Source organism: Vibrio sp. MOR3 (genome assembly GCF_001557775.1).
In the GTDB taxonomy this organism is placed as follows: Bacteria; Pseudomonadota; Gammaproteobacteria; order Enterobacterales; family Vibrionaceae; genus Vibrio; species Vibrio jasicida.
This window is the reverse complement of record NZ_LNRD01000005.1, coordinates 82,410-104,095: the sequence shown is the minus strand read 5'-3', so window position 1 is coordinate 104,095 and position 21,686 is coordinate 82,410. Positions and strand designations below refer to the sequence as shown.

20 protein-coding genes are annotated in these 21,686 nt (G+C 46.4%); 13 read left to right on the top strand and 7 right to left on the bottom strand.

Translation table 11 applies throughout. From position 1 onward, the window contains the following. The first annotated feature begins 113 nt into the window (after positions 1-113). From ATB76_RS12280 to ATB76_RS12245, 8 genes are all read left to right on the top strand, one after another. Positions 114-980, top strand: a complete 867-nt coding sequence (locus ATB76_RS12280) for a DMT family transporter (RefSeq protein WP_061035320.1) — start codon at positions 114-116, stop codon at positions 978-980. A gap of 414 nt (positions 981-1,394) precedes the next feature. After that, complete coding sequence (locus ATB76_RS12275; protein ID WP_061035319.1) at positions 1,395-3,575, top strand: FUSC family protein; 2,181 nt, start codon at positions 1,395-1,397, stop codon at positions 3,573-3,575. Between the two features lie 10 nt (positions 3,576-3,585). Further along, the gene (locus ATB76_RS12270) at positions 3,586-5,253 is read left to right on the top strand and encodes a TolC family protein (RefSeq protein ID WP_061035318.1); all 1,668 of its coding nucleotides are present in this window, start codon (positions 3,586-3,588) and stop codon (positions 5,251-5,253) included. Further along, positions 5,253-5,456: a DUF1656 domain-containing protein gene (locus ATB76_RS12265; RefSeq protein WP_019821560.1), complete on the top strand. Its 204-nt coding sequence runs from the start codon at positions 5,253-5,255 to the stop codon at positions 5,454-5,456. The genes ATB76_RS12270 and ATB76_RS12265 overlap by 1 nt, the downstream gene beginning before the upstream one ends. A 12-nt stretch (positions 5,457-5,468) precedes the next feature. Next, complete coding sequence (locus tag ATB76_RS12260; RefSeq protein WP_061035317.1) at positions 5,469-6,356, top strand: HlyD family secretion protein; 888 nt, start codon at positions 5,469-5,471, stop codon at positions 6,354-6,356. 18 nt (positions 6,357-6,374) lie between these two features. Continuing rightward, positions 6,375-7,061, top strand: coding sequence for a potassium channel family protein (locus ATB76_RS12255; RefSeq protein ID WP_038869040.1), 687 nt, complete (start codon positions 6,375-6,377; stop codon positions 7,059-7,061). Further along, positions 7,054-8,205 (top strand): AI-2E family transporter, encoded by a 1,152-nt coding sequence (locus ATB76_RS12250; RefSeq protein ID WP_038869038.1) that lies wholly within the window; start codon positions 7,054-7,056, stop codon positions 8,203-8,205. Before ATB76_RS12255 ends, ATB76_RS12250 begins: the two co-directional genes overlap by 8 nt. Positions 8,206-8,396: 191 nt before the next feature. Then, the gene (locus ATB76_RS12245; RefSeq protein ID WP_038879472.1) at positions 8,397-9,068 is read left to right on the top strand and encodes a DUF2057 domain-containing protein; all 672 of its coding nucleotides are present in this window, start codon (positions 8,397-8,399) and stop codon (positions 9,066-9,068) included. Between the two features lie 65 nt (positions 9,069-9,133). Here the strand turns inward: ATB76_RS12245 and ATB76_RS12240 are convergent, their stop codons facing one another. The 3 genes from ATB76_RS12240 to ATB76_RS12230 all read right to left on the bottom strand — a co-directional run bounded on the left by ATB76_RS12240 (position 9,134) and on the right by ATB76_RS12230 (position 11,413). Beyond that, positions 9,134-9,970 (bottom strand): DUF481 domain-containing protein, encoded by an 837-nt coding sequence (locus ATB76_RS12240; protein WP_038869034.1) that lies wholly within the window; start codon positions 9,968-9,970, stop codon positions 9,134-9,136. A 114-nt stretch (positions 9,971-10,084) separates the two neighbouring features. Further along, the gene (locus ATB76_RS12235; protein WP_038869181.1) at positions 10,085-10,528 is read right to left on the bottom strand and encodes an RDD family protein; all 444 of its coding nucleotides are present in this window, start codon (positions 10,526-10,528) and stop codon (positions 10,085-10,087) included. A gap of 120 nt (positions 10,529-10,648) precedes the next feature. Then, on the bottom strand, positions 10,649-11,413 hold the full coding sequence (locus ATB76_RS12230) for a ferredoxin--NADP reductase (protein ID WP_061035316.1): 765 nt from the start codon (positions 11,411-11,413) through the stop codon (positions 10,649-10,651). A gap of 209 nt (positions 11,414-11,622) precedes the next feature. Here ATB76_RS12230 and ATB76_RS12225 point away from each other — a divergent pair, with 209 nt between their 5' ends. After that, complete coding sequence (locus ATB76_RS12225; RefSeq protein ID WP_061035315.1) at positions 11,623-12,075, top strand: thioesterase family protein; 453 nt, start codon at positions 11,623-11,625, stop codon at positions 12,073-12,075. Positions 12,076-12,170: 95 nt separating this feature from the next. Here the strand turns inward: ATB76_RS12225 and ATB76_RS12220 are convergent, their stop codons facing one another. Continuing rightward, complete coding sequence (locus tag ATB76_RS12220; RefSeq protein WP_061035314.1) at positions 12,171-12,389, bottom strand: VF530 family DNA-binding protein; 219 nt, start codon at positions 12,387-12,389, stop codon at positions 12,171-12,173. Between the two features lie 132 nt (positions 12,390-12,521). Here ATB76_RS12220 and ATB76_RS12215 point away from each other — a divergent pair, with 132 nt between their 5' ends. Beyond that, positions 12,522-13,451, top strand: coding sequence for a LysR family transcriptional regulator (locus ATB76_RS12215; protein ID WP_061035313.1), 930 nt, complete (start codon positions 12,522-12,524; stop codon positions 13,449-13,451). Here ATB76_RS12215 and ATB76_RS12210 read toward each other — a convergent pair. Together ATB76_RS12210 and nfsB are read right to left on the bottom strand one after the other, a co-directional pair. Next, a complete protein-coding gene (locus ATB76_RS12210; protein WP_005436210.1) occupies positions 13,448-13,738 on the bottom strand; it encodes a putative quinol monooxygenase in 291 nt (96 codons plus the stop codon). The two genes, ATB76_RS12215 and ATB76_RS12210, sit on opposite strands and share 4 nt — an antisense overlap. A 5-nt stretch (positions 13,739-13,743) precedes the next feature. Continuing rightward, complete coding sequence (gene nfsB / locus ATB76_RS12205; protein WP_061035312.1) at positions 13,744-14,397, bottom strand: oxygen-insensitive NAD(P)H nitroreductase; 654 nt, start codon at positions 14,395-14,397, stop codon at positions 13,744-13,746. A gap of 195 nt (positions 14,398-14,592) precedes the next feature. On the opposite strand from nfsB, the gene ATB76_RS12200 reads away from it, so the two are divergent. Continuing rightward, on the top strand, positions 14,593-16,029 hold the full coding sequence (locus ATB76_RS12200) for a helix-turn-helix domain-containing protein (RefSeq protein ID WP_061035311.1): 1,437 nt from the start codon (positions 14,593-14,595) through the stop codon (positions 16,027-16,029). Between the two features lie 129 nt (positions 16,030-16,158). Continuing rightward, positions 16,159-18,816 (top strand): alpha-amylase family glycosyl hydrolase, encoded by a 2,658-nt coding sequence (locus ATB76_RS12195; protein ID WP_061035310.1) that lies wholly within the window; start codon positions 16,159-16,161, stop codon positions 18,814-18,816. A gap of 103 nt (positions 18,817-18,919) precedes the next feature. Here ATB76_RS12195 and ATB76_RS12190 read toward each other — a convergent pair whose 3' ends face one another. Next, positions 18,920-20,086: a D-alanyl-D-alanine carboxypeptidase family protein gene (locus ATB76_RS12190; protein ID WP_038869028.1), complete on the bottom strand. Its 1,167-nt coding sequence runs from the start codon at positions 20,084-20,086 to the stop codon at positions 18,920-18,922. Between the two features lie 253 nt (positions 20,087-20,339). Here ATB76_RS12190 and ATB76_RS12185 point away from each other — a divergent pair, with 253 nt between their 5' ends. Continuing rightward, positions 20,340-21,635 (top strand): alpha/beta fold hydrolase, encoded by a 1,296-nt coding sequence (locus ATB76_RS12185; protein WP_042601928.1) that lies wholly within the window; start codon positions 20,340-20,342, stop codon positions 21,633-21,635. Positions 21,636-21,686 lie beyond the last annotated feature (51 nt).

Here is a 21,686-nt window from a genome sequence, read left to right as displayed (position 1 = left end):
TTCTCATTCCAGCTTGAGCGATATTTTCCGCTATAACTAATCACTTTATCAACTAGTCCGTACTTGATATTTGGCGCTACACTGCCAGCTCTTACGATAAATAAGGATAAGGAATGTCGACATTTTTACTGACTGCGATTGCCATGATGGCATTTGCTGCCAATTCACTGCTCTGTCGTTTGGCATTGGCAGAAGGATTGATTGATGCTGGCAATTTTACCCTTATCCGCTTGCTCTCAGGCACAGTCATATTAGTTTTCATTCTTCTCATTCGTGGAAACTGGCATAGCCAACGACCGACAACCAAGTTCAGCGTACTCGCAGGGTTAGCACTCTTTGGTTACGCCACACTCTTCTCTTTTGCCTATATAAAACTAGCAGCAGGCACGGGGGCTCTGTTACTTTTTGGTGCCGTCCAGCTCACATTGCTCGCGCTGTATTGGTGGCAAGGACAACAATTTAGAACGCTCGAGTTGATCGGTATTGCGGTATCTTTAATTGGCTTTACATGGTTGATGCTGCCATCTGCGACTCGTCCTGATATCTGGTCAGCAATATTAATGGTCGCTTCTGGTATATGTTGGGCAGGTTTTACCGCACTTGGTAAACAAGCACCGACACCAAGTAGTGGCATTACGTGGGGGTTTATCACCGCTTCTTTATTCGGTCTTATGCTCTTTCCTCTCTTATCAGCTCCCGCTCACTTTACAATACAAGGTATATTGTTGGCTGTTGCATCGGGTGCCATTGCTTCCGGTTTCGGCTACGTGCTCTGGTATCAAGTAATGCAAAAGCTGTCATTGTTACAAGCTGCAGTCAGCCAGCTCTCGGTTCCTGCTATCGCCTTGCTACTTGGCTCGCTGTTACTCGGTGAAACATTGACATTCCACTCAGTCATTACCAGCCTAATCATCCTCAGCGGTATTGCGTTAGTATTTTTATCTCGCGCTCAAAAACCTAATATCGATCTCAAAAAGTAGCACTGCTCTCGGCAAGCCAATAAAAAATAAAAACTTTCCTATCTACTTAGCTATCATCATCTATGCTTTTCTATAGGCAGTCAGTCTCACAAATTTGGACGTGAACGCTGCCGATAACGCACCGGCTCTATGTATTGATTGAAAACTTGGCTTGGTAATTCCTGCAAATCTGTATCACTAATGAGATTTTCTAGTTAAACGTTTTCTTTCTCATTTTCCTCTCGCGCCAGCAGCAGTAAGGCGTAAGGAACGATTGTGGCGTCTAACCCTAATTTGGTTTTGACAAAGGATTTACAAACCGCCTCTTTTCACTCGCTATATTCCGCCTCCGCATTTTATTCAGAACGAAATTCTGAATATTGACCGAGTAAATTCATTTACTTACAACTATAAGCCTGAGCAAACTTTGACACTATGAACGATAAAATCAAATTCGCCACAAAAGTCGCGCTTAGCCTAACTCTGGCTTATCTGATCCCATTTGCGATGGGTTGGCCGCAAGCTTCAACCGCAGCAACGACTGTCATGCTGATTGCTTCTACAGGCAGCCGTCGCGAATCATTAGCAAAAGGGACACTACGTGTACTTGGTACACTAGTCGGTGCCGTCATTGGCTTATTGTTGGTAGGCATGTTCGCGCAAGATCGTTTAATGTACATGTTTAGTGTTTCAGTGGTTGTGTCTTTTATCTTCTACTTCCGCAATGCCTACCAAAAAGACCCGACGTTATTAGCTCTAACCGGCGTAATGGTTTTGATGATGTCTAATGGCGGAGATGCCGAGGGCGCATTCATGTACGGTGTTGATCGTGCCCACATGACTATTTTTGGTGTCGTCATTTATACCTTGGTTGGTACTTTTTTGTGGCCGACCAAAACAGAACAGAATTTGCGCCAGATGATCGAGCAGCTTAACCAAGCTCAGCAAACTTTGTTCGCAGCGATCTTGCAAAATTTCGAAGAAAAGACAACGCCACACCACGTTAACGCCTCTTCCTTTGAACAAAAAGAAGGGGATGAAGATGAAGAGCCGACTCCCACGATTGATGAGTTATTAGATAAGGTTTTCACTGCTCAGAATGCGCTAGAACAGCGCTTCGCCATGGTCAGTGTTGAATGCAGTGATGTCTCGGCTTACATGAAAGAATGGCAACTCGCGGTTCACTTCAATAAACAAATCACTCAAGAACTCAGTGTCGCGGCACACAGCCACTTTAGCCATCAGCAAGACCGTGATTGCATCAACAACTTTGAGCAAGTGGTTAAAGAGATCCAGACCCTATTTCAAACCTGCCAAGAAATGTGGGAGCACGAAGGTCCAGCTTATCGTGCGCAAGAACTCAGCATTGATTATAACCAAGAAGCACTATCGAATGCCTCCCACCTAACCAAAGGCTCCGCTCTTACTCTTGGTCACTTGCTAAAGTTAATGCATCAAAGCTTATCTCGCCTATCAGAAAGCATCAGCTGTATTGATTCCGTCACGAACAATGTGTCTTTCAAGCAAGAGCTGCCGAAACAAAAAAGTAAGTTCCTTTGGTGGGATGCTGAGAACTTTAAAACAGCAGTGAAAACCTTTACGACTTATTGGGTAGCAGGGTTGATTTGGATTTACTTCAATCCTCCTGGTGGTTACTCATTCGTTACCTTCTCGACCATCTTTATGTCATTGCTGTCATTCGTACCCGTTCACCCATTTATGCTGCTGATTTTGTTTACGTTTGGCTTCCTATTTGCGGTGCCTTCGTACGTCTTCATCTTGCCGGGATTAGAGCTCGGCGGTGAACTCGGCTTGTTCATCTTCATCTACACCTTTATCGGCTTCTACTTGTTTAAAGGGCCGGTGACCATCTTCTACATGATTGGTTTGTTTGTCCTCGGTCTCGACAACAACATGACCTATCACTTTGGCATTCTGATGACGATCATGACCCTGTTCTACATGGTGGTGTTTATGATCATTTTTGCGCATTACTTTCCATTCAGCTCTCGCCCTGAGCATTTGTTCCTGACTTTGAAAGAGCGGTATTTCCGACACGTTGGCGACCTGTTTAGCAGTTATCATCAGCCATCAAACTCCAGCTTCAAATCCGTCAAGCGCTCACTGCACTTGGTCACTCTGAATGTGTCTTCGAAAAAACTCAAAGTGTGGGGCTCAAAGGTTAACCACAAACTGTTTGAAAAAACGACACCAGAGGCGATCGGCGCATTCAGTAAATCCTGCGATGCGTTGAGTAACCACGTCAACATCCTGATTGCAGCGGAACAAAAGTTATTAAGTAACCCACTTATCAAAGAGTTACGCAGCAAGCATACCGATTCCATATTACCCCTGATGGCAGGCGCATTAGCAAGCCATCAGCCAACAACTGAACTCGATACTGTCTTCGAACAATACAGCCAAGATTACCAATCCTTTGAAAATAAACTGGAAGATTTCTTTAGTGAGTTGGATTTATCTGACTACGCTTATTCAGAGGTTGCCGGTTTTTATATCTTGCTGAATTTAAAACGGAACGTGTTCGAAGCGATCAACCAATGCAAGCAAACCTATGAGGATATCGATTGGGTGAACTTACGTCAGAAGCGGTTTTAAAGGTGAGGATATGATGCTTCTAAAACTAACTAAACCAAGCCTCGCCATACTCTCTGTACTCGGATTAAGTGCGTGTACGACTTTGGGTCCGGATTATGTCCACCCAGAGCAAACCGCCTTGCCAAGTGACTGGTCGGTAGAAAAAGCCGCCGCCACGCAAGACGCAGAGCAGTCAGAGCAAAAATTGCAGCAGTGGTGGCAGCAATTTAACGACCCGACCCTTAACCTGTTGGTTGAGATGGCCAGCCAACAAAACCTTGACCTTGAGGCAGCTGGCCTGCGCATCGTTCAAGCACGTTCACTACTGGGCATCTCGACTGGGTTGCAGTACCCACAAGTACAAACCGTCTCCGGTAACTTAGCGCGAGCTTATGTGAACGACCAAGGTGTCAATAACGCCGCGTTGTCATTTGATGCGGGGTGGGAGATGGACATTTGGGGCAAATACGCACGTGGAATTGAGTCTGCCGAAGCAGGCTATTACGCGTCGATTGCGTCTTATCACGACATTATGGTCACCATCACAGCGGAAGTCGCTCGCAACTACATTAACTACCGTACTTTCCAAGAACGTATTCTGCTTTCTCGCCGAAATATCGAGATCCAAGAACGTGTGGTGAACATCACTCAAGTCCAGTTTGATTCTGGCAACGTTACGGAACTCGACGTTCAACAAGCAAAAAACCAGCTCTTCAACACCAAAGCAGCGCAACCTTCGTTAGAAATCGCGATGAAGCAATCCCGAACCGCGTTAGCGTTGTTGCTTGGTGTCTTGCCAGAAGAGGTTGAAGGATTGTTGAAATCCGCGGGCTTTGCACAGCGAATGGCGGATTACGAGGCCCAATTTAAATCCTCAGGAAGAAAGCCAGCGCTCTCCGGTAATGATGAACGTTCAATCGTGCCTCGCCCTCCTCTGCTTGATAACCAAGTGGATGCGAACTTAGTGATGCGTCGTCCTGACTTGCAAGTATCTGAAATGCAAGCACGTGCGCAAAGTGCGCAAATCGGTTTTGCTGAAACGGCTCTCTATCCTAGCTTCTCCCTTTTTGGTTCTATCGGCATAGACAGCACAGTGCCAGATGGCAGCAGCTTTAGCTTCAGTGACTCGCTCACCATGGTGATAGGTCCGACATTCAGTTGGAACATATTCCAGTACGGCCGTGTGAAAAATAACATTCGATTTGAAGATGCGAAGTTCCAAGAAACGCTCACTAACTACAATAAGAAAGTTCTGCAAGCAGTCAATGAAGTGACCAATGCGCTGGAGGCTTATGATCTTTACTTGGAGCAAAAGTCATTGCGTCTGCAATCGGTGAACTCCTCTATTCGTGCATTCAATATCTCGATGACTCAGTATGAGAATGGCCAAATTTCGTTTGAACGTCTACTCAACTCAGTAGAGAAAATGACGCGTGCGGAAGACAGTTACGCCACCATCAAAGGCAATGTTGCTAACCAAGTTGTCGCCTTATACAAAGCGCTCGGTGGTGGCTGGGAGGCCCAAACGGGCAAACCTTTCTTGTCGGAAGGTGTAGCAAAGCAAATGCAAGAACGCAGCGATTGGGACGGCTACTTGGATGAAGAAGCACGTGTGCTGCCGCCTTATCGTATCGAGGACCCAGCCTCGAAAGATCAAGCAGAAAGCAATAACGCACCACAAGAAGGGGAGGCTCAATAATGCCACATGAACTCTCTTGGGGTGACGTGTACTTCTCACCATTGTTGCTAGTGCTGTTTTTATCGGTTACCGCAACTTGGATTACCGTGATCATTTTAAACAAAACACGTCTGTCTCGTTTTATTGCGTTTCCGTCCCTGACATTCCTTGCCATCATGGTGTTTTACGTGGTGGCCATCGACAGTTTTTATATACAGTTTTAGGTGCCCAACAAGATGAAAAAACTACTCGTTATTGCACTCAATCTTGTCATTCTTGGTGGCGCGACTTGGTTCGGCTATCAGAAGTTCGAAGAGTATTTTAATAACCCTTGGACCCGAGATGGCCAGGTTCGTGCTAATGTCATTAAGGTGGCGCCAAGAGTCTCTGGCCCTATCGTCAATGTCACCGTGCAAGATAACCAAGAAGTAAAGAAAGGCGATCTGCTGTTTGAGATCGACCCTACCACTTACGAAGTTGCCCTCTCACAAGCAGAAGTGGCATTGCAAAAGTCTATCGTCAGTTCACGCGGCAAGAAGATAGAGTACGATCGTTTGAAAGACATTCGTGCTAAAGACCGCGGCGCAGTTTCTCACAAAGACTTAATCCGCCGTGAGATCACCTACGAAGAGTCACTGCTGCAAATCAAATCAGCTGAAGAGCAATTGAAATCAGCTCGTTTGAACCTGAGCTACACCAAGATTTATGCCTCGGTTGACGGTTTTGTTTCTAACCTTGATATCCGCGACGGTACACAAGCCGTTGCGAACCAACCTTTGGTTGCCCTTATCGATAAAGACAGTTTCTGGGTATTTGGTTTCTTCCGTGAAAACCAATTAGCGCAAATTGCTCCGGGCAGTGATGCGCGCGTTACTCTGATGTCACACCCAGACACACCAATCGATGCCACCGTCGATTCTATCGGTTGGGGTATCGCCCCAAAAGACGGCACCGTGGGCTATAACCTGCTGCCTAACGTGAACCCGGTATTCCAATGGATTCGCCTAGCACAACGTATTCCTGTTCGAGTGTCATTGCATGAATTGCCGGAAGGCGTTGATCTGAGATTCGGGCTTTCCGCTTCCATCATGGTGATGAAGGACTCATCACAAGAACAAGAATAGGAGTTAAACAGGCAAACCATGGCTATTGGAAAAAAACTCAAAAACATCAATGAAGAAAACAACTTCTTCTACCTGACGTTAGCGCTTATCGGTCTGTTGATCGGTGGTGCGTTTGTACAAGTCGTAGGGGAAGGTGCAATGGAGCATCTTCTGCAAGGCTTCACCATTCTGACTTTCATCGTTTGTATGGCGAGTCTGCGTTTTGATAAGAACTGGTCACGCTTCCTTTATACCTTGTTAGGTACGTGGATCGTGGTCATTGCCATCAAAGCAGTATTAGGCATCAAAGAGATGGACGTAGTGATGCTCGCCCTAACCTTCGCCTTCTTCTTTGGTACGTTTAAATCGATTGCAAGACAGATTCTTTTCACTGGACATGTGAACACCAACAAGGTGATTGGATCTGTTGCACTCTTCTTGCTGCTCGGTCTGATGTGGGCAATTGCTTACCTCATTCTGCTGGAGTTTTCCCCAAACTCATTCACTGGGATGGAAGCCATCTCATGGGGCCAAAACTTCTCTAACGCAGCGTATTTCAGTTTCGTCACTCTAACCACTCTCGGTTATGGCGACATCAGCCCTCTAACACCTTTGGCGCAAGTCGTCGTGTATCTAGAGGCCATCGTAGGCGTGTTTTATATGGCGATTGTTGTTTCAAGTCTCGTCAGTTCCAACATTGAACATCAGGTAAACAAAAATGGATAAACAATCGGTAAAAATCGAAAGTAAGGTTTTCATCAGTAACATGGTGGAATCTGCAATACGAATCGGCTTGATCTTGATCTTGCTGATGTTTACATACGACATCATCAAACCTTTCATCCTTCCGGTGATTTGGGGTGCCATCATTGCCGTTGCTCTGATGCCAATCTGTAAAAAGCTGGCAAAAGTGTATGGTGGTAAACGTGGCCTCGCTGCAACGACCATCGCCTTGCTGGGTATCGCGCTATTGGTTACACCTTTAGTCATGGTATCGGGTTCTATTGTCGATGGCGCAACGCATGCGCTGGACGTACTGCAAAGTGGTGACATTAAGATCCCAGGTCCAAAAGCATCGGTAGCAGATTGGCCTTTGGTCGGTGACAAGCTTTACGAAGTATGGACGCTGTTTGCGACCAACCTAGAAAAAGCAATCCAAACCTTTATGCCTCAAATTAAGGCTGGTCTGACTTCTCTGCTTGGTATGGTCGGTGGTGCACTGGGTAGCTTACTACTATCAATCATCTCTCTAGCGATTGCTGCTGGCTTTATGACTTACTCTGAGTCTCTAGCATCTGGCTTGAAAACCATCGCGGTTCGTACTGCGGGTGATAATGCGAAGAGCTGGACAACGCTTATTGCAGCGACCATCAAGAGTGTGTTACTTGGCGTTGTTGGTGTAGCAGCCATTCAGGCTCTATTAATTGGTGCGGGGTTCTTCATCTTTGGCGTTCCGGCTGCGGGCTTACTAACACTAGTACTGATGATTCTTTGTATCGCACAGCTACCTGCTCTATTGGCAGTACTGCCAGTCGTTGGTTACATGTACATGACGCAAGACACCAGCACAGCAACCATGTTTACGGTTTGGGTTGTGGTTGCAGCGCTATCTGAAAACCTATTCAAACCAATGTTGATGGGTCGTGGTGTGGATGTACCAATGCCCGTCATTCTGCTAGGTGCCATCGGCGGTATGTTGTTCTACGGCATTGTCGGCCTATTCTTAGGTGCGGTTATTCTAGCGATTTGGTACGAGCTGTTCGTGTGGTGGTTGAACATTGAAAAAGCGCAACAGCAGCAAGAAGCATTAGAGGAAAATGCCGAGCGAGATTCCAGACAAAACGAAGCCGGACACGGCGCTGGTATCTAATCGTTCTATCAATTGAAACAAACCGCTGCTTGCAGCGGTTTGAGCTATTTGGCTCACAGTTTCATCGACGCGAATAAGATTAAAATGACGTTCTTGTTAAATTTTCATACTTCTTACATTCGAGAGTTGCAATAAAGCACTTTACGATGCACTCTCGGTGACCACAAATGACAGTGCTTAGGATAAAAACAATGAAATTGATCAAGCCTTTAACTTGCGCGCTTGCTCTTGCTATGAGCGGAATGGCATTCGCGGATGTAACCGTAAATGTTCCTGACGACGTTTCAGTTTTGGCCGCAAACGGCGAAAAAGTAAAACTATCTGGTGGCTTCTTTGCTTCGGAAAAGAGCTTCACTCTACCTGACGGCGTAAACCAAGTTGTGTTCCGTTACGCGCCATATTTCAGCCAAGGTAATGACCGCCTAAGCGTTGAGAGTGACGTGATCGTAACGCGTTTCGACGCGACAGATGCAGAGCTGACTCTACAACTGCCGGAATACCGCGACCTTCGTGAAGCCGAAAACAAAATCAAAGATCTAGATTGGAAACTGGTTGACGCTTCTGGCAACGCTATCGCAGTTGAGCAAGACAAGCTTATGAAGCCTGGCATGCAAATCGGTCGTGACTACGTTCGTGAAGTGGAAGATTACAACAAAGCTGGCGGTGTTGCGGCAGTTGGCGTTGTAAGTGCTGCAGTAATTCAACCAGCAACACTTCCTGCAAAGATCCCAGCGGACATGAAGCAAACTAAACCTGCGACCATGAAAGCCGATTCAACAGCTGAAGAGATGCTGCACTTCTGGTACCAAAAAGCAGACGCAGAAACACAAGCGCGCTTTAAAGCGTACATCAACCAGCAATAAGCACGTTGATTTAGTCACGTATAGCTAAATGCAAAAAGCCACACTCGAATGTGGCTTTTTTAATATCAGAATGTATACGCCATGGTCAGCATCGGCCCGTAAAACCGATAAGTGACATCCAATGCTGACTTGTCACTTTCATAATCAACGCCCACCTCATAATAGTTGAATGACCCCGTCATGCTGAACTGATTGGTAAAGAAGTATTTAGCGCCCAAATCGAATTCCAACAAGTAACCCTCAATATCATCTACGGCTAGGTAGAAGACTTGGGCGTGACTTTTCAAAATCCAATCAGGACTCAGCGAATACTCAGCTCGAATACCTAAGTCTGGTAATGGCGCTGTGACATCATTTAAAACCGCATCATCAACAAACATCACTGGGATTTCATCCACTCCACTCACTTTCGCACCGAGCTTGCCATCTAAACCCAATGACAGCCACATCACGTGCAACCCAGCCAATACATCCACCGCCCATTTATCGCTGGTATAAAATTGGTAACCGTAACCTAGGCGTGCAATATCAATATTCAGCTCTGTTGTAAGCTTTGAACCAGCCTGAACAGCATACGTTGTTCCATCTATCGTCACTTCGAATGGCTTGGTCACCGCCGTTCGGGTGGCTTCTCGATGCAAACTTCGCCAGTCTGCGTACACGCTGTGTTTGGGGTTAAAGTAATACTCCAACTCCACATAAGGCAGCACAGTAAACTCTTTCAAATCGAGATCCGATTCAAAATCGATAGTGCGTATTTGATCGAGATAAGGGTCGTAAGCGTTGAGTTTCGTATCGGTACGGGAGAAAAACCCACCGGCTTCAATCTCCCATTCACCCGCAGAAGTAGCCGAAGAGAATAGTGCAGCGAAACAAACCGCCCAACCAGCTTTGTTCATCATCCTTGATCCTAAGCGATTGAATTTATGTCTGAAGAAAGTGTAGACGCTAGAGAAGGGTTGTGGAAAGGTGAGTCGCTCGCAACTCTGTATGAAATAGGCGAAATCTGAAATGTTTTAACAGTTCACAACTTTAGTTCCGGAAATTAAATCGTGCAGTAGTCGCCTTTGCGGGTGAAGAATCAGCAACAACAAATTCACTAACGGCGTATATGGAATAAGCATTTCTATCAAGTAGCCCATGCATAATCGCAATGAAGCAGTGACTTTCGTCGTATCATGGCCATTACTCATCACCACTTTAATCCCAACTAAACGCATGCCAATTGTCTGGCCGTCACGCAATAAATTCCAATTCATCATCATTAACATCGGAATTGTTAGGACGTAGTTTGCTTTGGTCTCATTAACGAGTTGAAGATTTTCACGAAAAGAAAGTTCGAAGCCATTAATGAGGGAATTGATCGTGAGAGCAATAAGTAGCACTATCCCTGTCACAAGCATTAAATCAATCAGCCCACCAATAAATCTGCGCCGTTTACTGGCAATTGAACACCACATACTTCCCCCCTGAAATGCAAGCTGATGCATTCTAGGGATGGACCACAAAGTGCTCAATTGTGAGATGTAATATTTGTGAACCTCTCTCAGAAGTGAGATGGATTAAAAATCAGTCAAAGCTTACCAATACCTTTCGTAAATGATATTGCCACCCGTTCTCGCTCGGTATTTATCAAGCCCTAATTCTTGCAGTACTGGAGAGGTGTCTTTGATCATCTCTGGATTACCACACATCATCACAAAGCTGCTTTCTTTAGAAAACGGTAAGTCAGCGCGATTAACAAGCTCTCCCGACGCAATCAGATCTGGAATACGGCCTTGAAGCTTACCCGGAGTACTCTCACGGCTGACAATCGGCACATAACGAAGACGACCTTCATATCGCTGTTGGAGCTGCTCTATCAGGTATTTGTAAACTAAATCTCTCTCGTAACGCACACCATGCACCAGCACAATGTGATCGCTATGTGGCAGTAGATTGATGTCGTCTAACAAAGAGAGAAATGGACCAATGCCTGTGCCCGTGGAAAGCAGCCATAGATCGTTTGCGTGTTTGGGAATGGTATCGTGGATCAGATCGCCATGGGCCGTTTGACCAACATAAATGCTATCGCCGGTTTGAAGCTGCTGTAGCCTTGGCGTCAATTGCCCTTCTGGGTTCGCGACGACTAAGAATTCGAGCCATTCAAACTGCTCACTGGGCGCATTTACTACCGAGTATGCACGGCTAATGGGATGACCCTGTTCATCGAGTAGTGCAAGTTTGGTAAATTGTCCGGCTTTGAAGGAGAGAGGCGCTCCGGAAACTCGTAAACTGAACAGCTCACCTGTCCAGTCGATTCGTTTTTCTACTTTGGCAAGATTGAAACCTTTCAGTTCTGTCATTGGACATCTCCTTTTGGTTACGCTTACTTAAACCTACGCCTCACAACTGACTATGTAAAGTTTTTAGTTTACAAAAATAAGCATCTAATTCATTTCACATTTTACATACAATTTTATTACATTTTAATCAGTTCCATCTAGAATAAATACTCAAAGTGATAAGTCGCTTGGCAAATTGCGGCAACGTCGATAAAAAAGGAACATGAGTAATGGATACGTTATTAAAAGAATTCCCAGTGATTACGGAAATCAAAGTCGCTTGGGGAGAGATGGATGCCCTGCAACACGTCAACAATGCGGTGTATTTTCGTTACTTCGAAACTGCGCGTTTGGACTACTTCAACAAGATTAATCTGTTGGTAGATTTACAGACGTCTCACATCGGTCCGGTTTTAAGCGAAACCCAATGCCGCTATAAGCTACCCGTTACGTTTCCAGATACGCTTTTGATTGGCTCACGCGTAATCGACATGCAGGAAGATCGCATCACGATGGAATACCAAGTGCTGAGTAAGAAGTGGGGTAAGATTGCGACCATCGCAACCGCCACTGGTGTGATGTTTGATTTTAAGAACAACGTGAAAACCGCGATTCCAGACCACGTTCGTCAGTCGATTTTAGACTTGGAAGGCACTATGGGCAGTACGCATCATTTGGAGTAAGGAAAGAGGCGAGAAGCGAGAGATTAGAATCGAGATTCCGGACGAGCCTAAGCGAGCCATACGGAATCTCTCTTTTAAACGTACACCAAATCAGATTAACAGAACGTCTCGATGTACAGCGCTTCCACTTTATCTCTTGCCCACTGCGTTTTACGTAGGAACTTCAACGACGATTTGATTGAAGGATCTTTCTTAAAACAGTTCACACGAACGCGCTCATGCATTCCGTTCCACCCGAAGTGCTCAACTAAGCGGGTAAGGGTTTTCTCTAAACTCAACCCGTGAAGTGGGTTATTCGACTGCTGTTGGCTCATGCTATTGATCCGGTAAAGTGAAGTTGCGCGCTAATCTAACTCAAACTCGCCGTGCAACCTAGTGTTTTAACCTTGAATTGCCCTGCGACTCTCCCCTATAGTAGCCCAAACTTCTTAAAAGCCCTTTTCATTATGAAAGCCCTCAACGATCTGAATATCTTTGTCGAAACTGCACGCCAAGGCAGTTTTTCGAAAGCCGCCAACAGCATGGACATGACACCAGCAGCCATCAGTGCATCGATCAAACGTCTTGAGGGACAAATAGGCTTTCCGCTGTTTGTGCGCTCCACTCGCAGCCTTCGCTTAACATCGGAAGGTGAGCTGTTCTTAGACAAAACCACTCAAGCACTCGCAACGCTGCAAGAGGGATTAGATCAGATATCAAGCGCGCGTGGCGAACTATCGGGCCAACTGCACATCACCGCGCCATCTGATTTTGGTCGCAACATGCTGCTTGATTGGGTCGATGAGTTTATTGATGTTTACCCGAACGTCTCTATCAAGTTAGAGCTGTCTGATAGCTTAACCGATATGTACACCAAACCCGTCGATATCGCGATTCGTTACGGTGAACCTGCTGACTCTAACTTGGTCGTATTGGCGTTGTGTGGTGCAAATGAGCGAATCCTGTGCGCCTCTCCAGAATACGTCGCAAATAATCCTGTGCTGACCAAACCGGAAGACCTAAACCAACACAACTGCTTGTGTTACATGGTGGCGGATTCGGTTTACAACAAATGGACGCTGACTCGCGGAGACGAAACAGAACAGGTTGTCGTGAGTGGCAAGCTACTTAGCAACGACAGTGACTTATCCCATCGCTTAGCAATCAAAGGCAAAGGGATCGCTAACAAATCGCTAATGGACATCAGCCAAGATTTGATTGAGGGAAGATTAGTAAGAGTATTACCTGAGTGGGATTGTGGTCCGGTACCGCTATACATGGTGTGCGCTGATCGTCGTTTGCTGACTCCAACCATTCGTACTTTCCGTGAATTCATTCATGAAAAATGCTGCCGGCAACGTAAGAAAGTGCTGGCAACATTCTGCTCAGAAGGTTAGCCGACGAACGTCATTGGGCGAATCTGAGAATATTCAACCCAATCGTTATCTTCTAACGTCGAGATAAACTGTGCGATATGTGGGCTTTGTAAGTGCTTATCTAACGCTTCTTGCGATGCCCAAATTTCTTGGAACATAAACAAGCCTTCGATCTTTTGATCCAAATACAGTTCGTATTGGCAACAACCTTCTTCTTCACGAGAAGGTTCTAATAGACCAGAAAGTAAGTTGGTTACGTTGTCGATACTGTCTGGGTAGGCTTTAATTTCTGCAACTAAATGAATCATCTTGATCAGATCTCGGTAAATACAGTTTCTGCTTCCCAGCGTGACTTAGGCGTCTTGGCATTAAAGTCATCTTCCGCATGGTAGCCAAGTGGTACAATCACAACGCCAGTGTAGCCTTTTTCGCGAAGACCAAATTCTTCATCCAGCACTTTCGGATCAAAACCTTCGATTGGCACCGCATCAATTTCTAGTGTTGAAGCGCCCAACAACAACGTACCCACGTTGAGGTAAACCTGTTTCTCCATCCAATGATTAGCATCTTTTAGGTCAAAACGGTGCATATTTACAAAGTAACTACGACCGCCACGTATCGCTGCTTTTGCCTCTTCGGTTGGGAATCGACCGTCTTTTTCTTCCTGCGCCAATAGCGCTTCTATGTAGTCATTATCAATGCCCGTTTTAGCACAGAACACCAACACGTGTGATGCGTTTAGGATCTTCGCTGCATTGAACGCGTAGCTCTCTTGTGCTGCTTTTGCGATACGTTGCTTGCCCTCTTCTGTGCTTGCCAGAATGAAGTGCCACGGCTGAGAGTTCACACTCGATGGACTAAAACGAATCAGTTCTTTAACTGCGTCGATCTTCTCTTGTGGCAGCTTACGGGTTGGGTCAAAGACTTTGGTTGAGTAGCGGGATTTAGCAGCTTGAACGATGTCCATCGGGGTCTCCAGTCGAGTAGTTTATGCTGGTTATCACTTTAACCTTATGAGTTACAGGGAAAAACCGATTTCAGTTAAAAACATCTTCAAAATAAATTTGAAAATCGCCGATGTAACAAGCTTTGAGCACTCTCACTGAAGCAACACTTGGTTTAAGCAATAATGTCGCCTTTGCTCTGTTACCGAACCACTTTCATGCTGCCTCAAGACAACATCATCACGCCCTTTCTCTGCAAAAAACTCGGGCACAATCACCTAAGAATTGCTGGCGAATATTGGCACATTGAAAAACTGGTTGCCTTGCAATGTATGATGTTGCAAGAGGCACCGACTCTGCGTGAAGGTCTGTTGTGGTGGAGCAAAAGCGTTTCGCTGTTCGATCGTCGCTTGTACATTGTTTTCAAACACAGTGATAACCAGATTCAGATGCAGCTAGAGTGCAGAGCTACTGAAATGCCAAGCTGGGCAGAATCGGTTTATGACTTGCTGCTGATGCAATTGGAACAGCTAGGTTTGAATAAATCTGTGCACATTCAACTTCACAGCACTGAGCTTTATTCTGTTCATTTCGAACTAGAAGAAGAAACCAACTCAACGCAAAACTCGGTTGTGTTCGACTTGGTAAAACATGTTTATTTGCTCCTGTCTCACCAACCAATTGAACAGCCAGAATTGTTGAGCGTGCTTAATGCTCTGTTCGTCAAAAACAGCAATTACGCACTGAAATTAGACCAAGCCGCACTGCAATTGGGCGTATCCAAGCGCACCTTACAACGTCGCCTGCAAGAAAAACAAATGAGCTATTCGCAATGCGTCGACTTCGCCAAGAAAAAGCACGCATTAGCTCTACTCGCAGACACTCAACTCACAACGCAGCAAATCGCCTATCAGTTGGGTTATGAAGAACCTTCCAACTTCCACCGAACTTTTCGCCGTTGGTATCCGTTTTCGCCAATGCAATATCGCCAGCAGTGCTTGGATAACCGCACTCATCTCAACAACCAACCCATCCGCTTGTACTACGCCAAAGCGAACACTCTAGCCGATAACGACATTGACCAACCCGTCGGTAAAATCTGGATGGAAGTGGATAACATTGCGTTTGAAAAAGTGGTCTCCGTTGAGTGTCGAGACCGTGATGGCACTTGGCGTCGCTACCCAGCCTTCTTCGAGCGTTTTTTGAATAATGGCACCGAACTATGGGCGACGACAGAGCTTCCTGTCGCACATCCACTGACCTTTAGACTGTGTTATGAAGTCGATGGTGAACGCTACATTGATAACAACCACCAGCGCGATTACATGGTTTCTAAAGGGCTTTTAATTGGCGCAACGGAATACATTGTCCCGACAAAACAACTGATCCAACTCGGCACTCAGTACACCTTGTTTGTGGAACTCGCGTGTAGATTAAAAGACGTGGCGAAGATCGATTGCTACGTGGGTGACGCGCCAGCTCCGCACGCAATGAGCCAAACTCAGAATGCAGAAGATTACACATGCTGGGCGCTACAACTTCCCCTACCCCAAACGGTTAAACAGTGCCGATTCCGACTCTATGATCATTCTGGTAATGAGTTAGCCAAAGACCATTACCCGATTCAATATCCAATTGTGCAACCACTCAGTTAAATATGTAGCACAGTTCAAATTCAGCTCTTCGTGACATCATTTCACGTCTCTTTTGGCGCAAAATGACACTCTCAATTTCAAACCTTTGTTTTATCGTTTCCGCATTGCTGCATAACGGAGACAAAAGCCGTGTTTGAAACCTTACCTAAACCTATGAATAAAATAAAAATACTTCCTTTAGCGATCGCTCTAGCTCTTTCTGGCTGTGGTAGCGATGAAACTACGCCAACAGATACAGGGAGCCACGTGGCATCTCCTGATTGGCAAGACCAGATCATTTACTTCTTGATGATCGACCGTTTTAACGACGGCGACAACACGCTTAACGATCAAGGTCAGAATGAGTACGATCCTACCTCAGACAAGAAATTCAGTGGTGGTGATCTTGTTGGTGTCAGCGACAAACTGGGTTACATCGAAGACCTAGGCGCAACCTCTATCTGGATTACGCCGCCAGTGGCAAACCAATGGTGGGACGCAGAACAAAACTACGGTGGCTACCACGGCTACTGGGCGCGTGATTTCCAAAAAGTGGATGAGCACTTTGGTGACATGGAAAGCTACCAAGCGTTAGCGCGAGAAGTGCACGCTCGTAACATGTTCTTGATTCAAGACATCGTGACCAACCACGTAGGTAACTTCTTCACTTACGATGACCCATACAATTACGATCCTAGCCTACCTTGCCAAGGTTTCCGTTTGATTGAAAATGCGCTGCCAGCAGGGCAAGAACTGCCTTACCCGCTCAACATGAATGAGTGTAAAGAAGACGGTACTGGCATTTACCACTGGACGCCAAGCATCACCGACCACAACGACCCAGTGCAAGAAAAAAACTGGCAACTGTCGGATCTGGATGACCTAAATACGTCCGATCCTGAAGTACGCGCTTATCTAAAAGAGAGCTACCGTAAATGGATCCGCGAAGTGGGCGTTGACGGTTTCCGTATCGATACCGTGAAGTTTGTTGAGCACGATTTCTGGAACGACTTCCTGCACGCCGACGATGGTGTGATGACTCAAGCGGTTGATACAGGTCGCGATAACTTCCTGACCTTTGGTGAAGTCTTCGAAACATCTACGCCTTACAACACCGAAGGCGAAGAGAAGATGCTCACTTACATCGGTGAAAGCGGCTCACCGGAGCAGTTAACCTCGGTGTTGAACTTCCCATTGCAAGCAACCATGACACGCGTGTTTGCAGCAGGACAACCGACCGATTACTTGCGTTTCCGTCTTGAGAAAATGATGGAGATGTTCCCGAATCCATACATCATGCCGAACTTCATTGATAACCACGATATGCCGCGTTTTCTATCGCAAGGCAGTATCAACGATATGAAGCAAGCGCTGATCACAATGATGGCGGTACCGGGCATCCCTGTGATTTACCAAGGGACAGAACAGGCGATGTCAGCGGCGCGCGATGCGATGTTTGCTGGCGGTTACCGTGAAGATGGTGACTACGTAGACTCATTCGACCAAAACAGCGAGATGTACTTGTTCATCCAAGAGCTTGCTAAGTTACGTACCGAAAACAAAGTCATGACACGCGGCGAAATGAAAGTGATTGGCAGCGATAAAGCCGGCGCCGGTGTGTTCGCCTTTACCCGAACGTTGGATAACGACGAAGTCTTAGTGGTAATGAACACATCGAATTCCCCGATGTTGATGAACCAACTCGATGTAGAGCAAGCGGACGGCACCGTCTTCCAACAACAAATCATGTCTAACTGGGCAGACGCTCCGGAGCAGTTAATCGCCGATGAAAACGGTCACGTAACCCTTGAGCTACCAGCCAAATCTGCCGTGATTTACTCGAAAACTAACGACACCCAATCGGTAGATACACCAGACCTCAACATCCAACTGGCGCAAGATTGGGAAGGACAAACCATCACTGATGATATCGTGATTGCTGGTACTGCTAACGCAAACGAGAAATTGAACCTTGTCGTGGACGGTAATCTAGAAACCGCACAAGCAATTACCGTAAGTGCTGACGGTCAATTTAGCGTGACTTTATCTACCCGTCACTTTGCAATTGGCGAACAGCAACACCGCTTCGCGATTTACTCCACTGAGAAAAAAGCAGGCATTGAAGATGTGAACTTTGTGTCGGACTTAAGCTGGTCGAACACGCCAGACGACACTATTGATGACGCAGGCGATGCACAAGATGGCATGGGCGGCCCTAACGGTAACTACTCGCTGCCAACGGATCCAACGTTCGATAAAGACAACAGCCAACTCGCAATCAACAAAGCTGAGGTATTTACCGTCGGCAGTAACGTACGCTTGACCTTCACTATGGACAAGATCACCGATACTTGGTTGCCGCCAAACGGCTTTGACCACGTTGGTTTCACCATCTTCATTGATTTACCGGAAGAAGCAGCAACCAACCTAACGGAACTGCCAAAGATCAACGCTTCTATGCCAAGCGGAACATGGAGTCGCAATGCTGTGGTCTTCGGCTGGCAAAGCTCGATTTACAACACCCAAGGCGCAAACGCGACAACATGGGGCGAAGCAGTAACGCCGGCACCAATGGTGACGGTAGACAAAGCCAACAACACCATTTCGATGGACTTCGCGAGTGACGCACTAGGTCGACCTGATTCACTGGATGGCATTCGATTCTATGTGACAACTTGGGACTTGGATGGATTGTCTGCCACTTACCGTCCACTGGAACAAGACAAAGGTCCTTGGAACTTCTCTGGCGGCGCATCGGATGAGAGTAAGATTTGGGATGACTTACCAATCATCACCTTGTCTGAATAATCACTGAAACCCCAATAAACGCGAAAGCAAAAAGCAGCTCACCTTCGAGCTGCTTTTCTTTGTCTGAAATTCTGAAATCACTATTACGAAACTTGCCCTTGCACTAATTAAACAACGACTTCACCCACAGCACTAAACTGTCCCATAACTTCCCAATCCACGAGCCCTCTTCCACTGCTTGGTTACTCACCAGCGGATAGCTCGCCACGGTTTTATCGTCACTCTTCCACACGACTTTACCAACCACATCCCCTTTTGCTATGGGTGCAATCAGCGGCTCATTCACGACCACGCTCTTGTCTAAACCAGCGGTTAGAGAGCGAGGGAGCGTCAGGTACGCATCTTGGGCAAAACCCAAATCAATCTCACTGACATCGCCTTTCCAAACTTTTGCACTCGCCTGAACTTCGCCCTGTTTTGCCACTTGTTTGGTGTCATAGAAGCGGAAGCCATAACTGAGTAGGTTCTTAGACTGGCTAATGCGTGACTGTTTGCTTGGCGTTCCCATTACTACCGAGATCAGTCGCATCTTCCCTTGCTTAGCAGAACTCACCAAACTGTAACCCGCATTGCTGGTGTAGCCCGTTTTGCCGCCATCGACATCCATTGATTTGTCCCACAACAGTTTATTGCGGTTGTATTGGGTGATCTTGTTCCACTTAAATACCTTCTCACTATAAAGCGCATAGACTTCAGGCACATCATTGATGATGGATTGCATCAGAGTCGCCATATCATTAGGAGAAGTTTGAATGCCCTCGCTATCTAGACCATGCGAGTTAACGAAGTAGGTATCATTCAAGCTGAGCTTATCCGCCCAGCCATTCATCAAGGCGACAAACGCCCCTTCACTACCGGCAACGTGTTCGGCGAGCGCCACACAAGCATCATTACCAGATTGAATGATCACACCACGCATTAGGTTGGCAACGGTGATTTCATCTTTGGGTTGGATAAACATTTTTGAGGAGTCTGGGAATTTGGCTGACCACGCGTTCTCACTCACCGTCACTTTATCATCCCATTGAAGCCGCCCAGATTTGATTTCTTGCCCCACGACGTAAGCGGTCATCAGCTTGGTTAAACTGGCTGGGGCTAATCCGGCACGCGCGTTTTGCTCAGCAATGATGGCACCGGACTGAAAGTCCATTAACACATAGCCTTTTGCCTGCAGCTGAGGCGGATTCGGCGTTACGACTGCCAATGCAGGGGCACTGATGGTCTGTAGTAATAAACAAGCGAGCGTGATTCGGGTTAGTGACGTGTTCATCAAGCATCCTCCATGGTCAATGACCGCCAAATGTCTCGTTTCATAAAAACGGTAAGACAGTGATGTCTAAACTGCACCTATCAGATCATAGTTCACTCAGTGCATACCAACACGGAAAGATCGAAGAGTTTCTGTTTTGAATGCCATTACTTGCCTTTCCCGCTTCAAAAATCGAGTTCTTACAACAAATCTATTGTTTCTAATAAGGAATTCGATATCGTAAAGCGACTATAAACAAGGACAGACCATAACAATGAACGCTCAATCATTTATCGACGCAGGACTGCATTACACGCCCTACTCGTTTACCGTGCCGCTGGACTACCAAGATCTAAGCAAAGGCACGATCAACGTCTTCGCTCGCTCCGTTTGTTTAGTCGGCGATGAAGACTCCGACAAACCGTGGTTAGTGTATTTTCAAGGTGGTCCAGGCTTCCCTTCTCCTCGTCCAAACGGAAACAACGGTTGGATAAAACGCGCACTGAGTGAGTATCGTGTATTGCTGCTCGACCAACGCGGCACTGGCAACAGCAGCGTGATCAATCATCAGACGCTTGCGCACCTCACGCCGAAGCAACAGGCTGACTACTTAAGCCACTTCCGCGCAGACAACATTGTTCGCGATGCGGAATTTATCCGTGAACAATTTGGTGTTGAGAAGTGGGCGATTTTGGGGCAGAGCTTTGGCGGCTTCTGTTCACTAACTTATCTATCGCTGTTCCCGAACAGCCTGCTGCAAAGCTACATCACAGGTGGTGTACCTTCGGTTTCTCGTCATGCCGATGATGTGTATCAAGCAACCTTTAAGCGCACCATGGAGAAGAACCAAGCCTTCTTCCAGCAATTCCCACAAGCGCAGCAACTGTGCCAAAACATTGCCAATCACTTATTGGAGCACGAAGAGTTTCTGCCAAATGGTCAGCGTTTTACTGTCGAACAATTCCAACAAATTGGGATTAACTTTGGTGTCAGTGATACCTTCTTGCCAACTTATTACTGGCTAGAAAGTGCCTTGATTGAAGTGAACGGTAAACCTCAGCTTCGTTATGAATTCCTCAACGACATGTTGGCACAGCAAAACTTCCAGACCAATCCAATTTACGCGATTCTGCACGAGTCGATTTACTGCCAAGGGTTTGCTTCTCAATGGAGCGCACACCGAGTGCGCCAAGAGCATGATGCGTTCAATTACGAACAAGGTAAGTCGTTCTACTTCACTGGAGAAATGGTCTTCCCTTGGATGTTCGATCAATACGTAAACTTAAAGCCATTGAAAGAAGCTGCAGAATTACTGGCAGAGAAAGCCGATTGGACGCCGTTATACGATGCGCAGCAATTGGCAAACAATAAGGTGCCTGTGAGCTGCGCCGTCTATGCCGACGATATGTTTGTAGAAATGGACATCAGCCGTGAAACACTCGCTGCAATGCCAAACTCAAAAGCGTGGATCACCAATGAATATGAGCACAACGGTCTTCGTGCAGATGGTGAGCGTATTCTCGACAAGTTAATTGCGATGGGTAAACAAACCGCAACAACGTTGAAATGAGCAGCTAACGCTCAGAATTCGCTAAAAACCTAGATAGAAAAACGCCTCTTT

Coding starts and splice junctions, on each gene's coding strand:
- ATB76_RS12235 (WP_038869181.1), bottom strand. CDS start 10,528: ATGTGGTGTTCAATTGCCAGTAAACGGCGCAGATTTATTGGTGGGCTG.
- ATB76_RS12220 (WP_061035314.1), bottom strand. CDS start 12,389: ATGAGCCAACAGCAGTCGAATAACCCACTTCACGGGTTGAGTTTAGAG.
- ATB76_RS12260 (WP_061035317.1), top strand. CDS start 5,469: ATGAAAAAACTACTCGTTATTGCACTCAATCTTGTCATTCTTGGTGGC.
- ATB76_RS12245 (WP_038879472.1), top strand. CDS start 8,397: ATGAAATTGATCAAGCCTTTAACTTGCGCGCTTGCTCTTGCTATGAGC.
- nfsB (WP_061035312.1), bottom strand. CDS start 14,397: ATGGACATCGTTCAAGCTGCTAAATCCCGCTACTCAACCAAAGTCTTT.
- ATB76_RS12190 (WP_038869028.1), bottom strand. CDS start 20,086: ATGAACACGTCACTAACCCGAATCACGCTCGCTTGTTTATTACTACAG.
- ATB76_RS12270 (WP_061035318.1), top strand. CDS start 3,586: ATGATGCTTCTAAAACTAACTAAACCAAGCCTCGCCATACTCTCTGTA.
- ATB76_RS12255 (WP_038869040.1), top strand. CDS start 6,375: ATGGCTATTGGAAAAAAACTCAAAAACATCAATGAAGAAAACAACTTC.
- ATB76_RS12185 (WP_042601928.1), top strand. CDS start 20,340: ATGAACGCTCAATCATTTATCGACGCAGGACTGCATTACACGCCCTAC.
- ATB76_RS12250 (WP_038869038.1), top strand. CDS start 7,054: ATGGATAAACAATCGGTAAAAATCGAAAGTAAGGTTTTCATCAGTAAC.
- ATB76_RS12200 (WP_061035311.1), top strand. CDS start 14,593: ATGCTGCCTCAAGACAACATCATCACGCCCTTTCTCTGCAAAAAACTC.
- ATB76_RS12265 (WP_019821560.1), top strand. CDS start 5,253: ATGCCACATGAACTCTCTTGGGGTGACGTGTACTTCTCACCATTGTTG.
- ATB76_RS12215 (WP_061035313.1), top strand. CDS start 12,522: ATGAAAGCCCTCAACGATCTGAATATCTTTGTCGAAACTGCACGCCAA.
- ATB76_RS12275 (WP_061035319.1), top strand. CDS start 1,395: ATGAACGATAAAATCAAATTCGCCACAAAAGTCGCGCTTAGCCTAACT.
- ATB76_RS12280 (WP_061035320.1), top strand. CDS start 114: ATGTCGACATTTTTACTGACTGCGATTGCCATGATGGCATTTGCTGCC.
- ATB76_RS12210 (WP_005436210.1), bottom strand. CDS start 13,738: ATGATTCATTTAGTTGCAGAAATTAAAGCCTACCCAGACAGTATCGAC.
- ATB76_RS12230 (WP_061035316.1), bottom strand. CDS start 11,413: ATGACAGAACTGAAAGGTTTCAATCTTGCCAAAGTAGAAAAACGAATC.
- ATB76_RS12240 (WP_038869034.1), bottom strand. CDS start 9,970: ATGATGAACAAAGCTGGTTGGGCGGTTTGTTTCGCTGCACTATTCTCT.
- ATB76_RS12225 (WP_061035315.1), top strand. CDS start 11,623: ATGGATACGTTATTAAAAGAATTCCCAGTGATTACGGAAATCAAAGTC.